Annotated in this window: 1 protein-coding gene; it reads right to left on the reverse strand. The window is 75.1% G+C overall.

Translation table 11 applies throughout. From position 1 onward, the window contains the following. The coding region (locus G3I65_RS45850) for a beta-ketoacyl synthase N-terminal-like domain-containing protein (protein WP_160701660.1) at positions 1 to 1,743 on the reverse strand (1,743 nt) is incomplete at both ends.

Below are 1,743 nucleotides of genomic sequence, written 5' to 3' on the forward strand. Positions count from 1 at the left end.
CTGGGCCCGGACCGCTTCGGGGGTCTTGCCCGACAGCAGCAGCGGCACGGTGCCGGCGGCCCGCTCCACGGCCGGGGCCGCCGGCGTGTCCGGCGCCTGCTCGATGATCGCGTGCGCGTTGGTCCCGCTGATGCCGAAGGACGACACCGCCGCGCGGCGCGGCCGCCCGGTCTCGGGCCAGGTGCGGGACGCGGTCAGCAGCTCGATCTCCCCGGCCGACCAGTCCACATGGGACGACGGCGCGTCGACGTGCAGCGTGCGGGGCACGACGCCGTGGCGCAGCGCCAGGACGACCTTGATCACCCCGGCGATACCGGCGGCGGCCTGGGTGTGCCCGATGTTCGACTTGACCGACCCGAGCAGCAGCGGCTCTTCGCGGTCCTGGCCGTAGGTCGCCAGCAGGGCCTGCGCCTCGATCGGGTCACCCAGCGTCGTCCCGGTGCCGTGCGCCTCGACGACGTCCACATCGGACGGTGCCAGGCGGGCGTTCGCCAGCGCCTGGCGGATCACCCGCTGCTGCGATGGCCCGTTGGGCGCGGTGAGGCCGTTGGACGCGCCGTCGGAGTTGACCGCCGAACCGCGGACCACGGCCAGGACGTCGTGGCCGTTGCGCCGCGCGTCGGACAGCCGCTCGAGCACGAGGACGCCGACGCCTTCGGCGAACCCGGCGCCGTCGGCCGCGTCGGCGAACGGCTTCGACCGGCCGTCCGGGGCGAGCCCGCCCTGGCGGGAGAACTCGACGAACAGGCCCGGCGTCGCCATCACGGTGACGCCGCCGGCCAGTGCCAGCGAGCAGTCCCCGGCCCGCAGCGCCTGCGCCGCGAGGTGCATCGCCACCAGCGAGGACGAGCAGGCGGTGTCGATGGTGACGGCTGGGCCTTCCAGCCCGAGGGTGTAGGACACGCGGCCGGACAGCACGCCGCCCCCGCCGCCGGTCGCTTGGAAGCCCTCGTTGTCCTGCGCGGCGCCCATCAGCACGGCGCCGTAGTCCTGGTACATGATCCCGGCGAACACGCCGGTCCGGCTGCCGCGCAGGGAGACCGGGTCGATCCCGGCGCGCTCGACGGCCTCCCAGGACGCCTCCAGCAGCAGCCGCTGCTGGACGTCGGTCAGCAGCGCCTCACGCGGGCTCATCCCGAAGAACGCCGCGTCGAACCCGGCGACGTCGTCGAGGAAGCCGCCTTCGCGGGCGTAGCTGGTGCCGTGGTGGTTCCGGTCGGGGTGGTGGACCCCGGGGTCCCAGCCGCGGTCGCCGGGGAAGCCGGTGATCGCGTCGACCTCGTCGCTGACCAGGTCCCACAGCTGCTCGGGGGTGCGGACCCCGCCCGGGTAGCGGCAGCTCATCCCGACGATCACGATCGGGTCTTCCTCGGCCGGGGCGAGCACGGCGGCCGGGACCGCGACGGCGTCGTCGCCGAAGAGGGACTCCCGCAGGAACCCGGCCAGCGTGGTCGGGGTCGGGTAGTCGAAGACCAGCGTCGCGGGCAGCCGCAGCCCGGTCGCCTCGTTGAGCCGGTTGCGCAGGTCGACCGCGGTGAGCGAGTCGAAGCCGAGCTCGCGGAACTCGCGCCGCACCTCGACCAGGTCCGGCGAGGCGTGGCCGAGCACCACCGCGACCTGCTCGCGGACGAGGTCCTGCAGCGCGCGTTCCTGCTCGCCCGCGGGCAGTCCCGCCAGCCGCGAGGTGAGCGTCGCCGCGGTGAGCGAGACGCCGGACGCCGCGCGGCGCGCGGGCCGCACGAG

The sequence above is a fragment of the Amycolatopsis sp. SID8362 genome, from assembly GCF_010550475.1.
Classification (GTDB): domain Bacteria; phylum Actinomycetota; class Actinomycetes; order Mycobacteriales; family Pseudonocardiaceae; genus Amycolatopsis; species Amycolatopsis eburnea.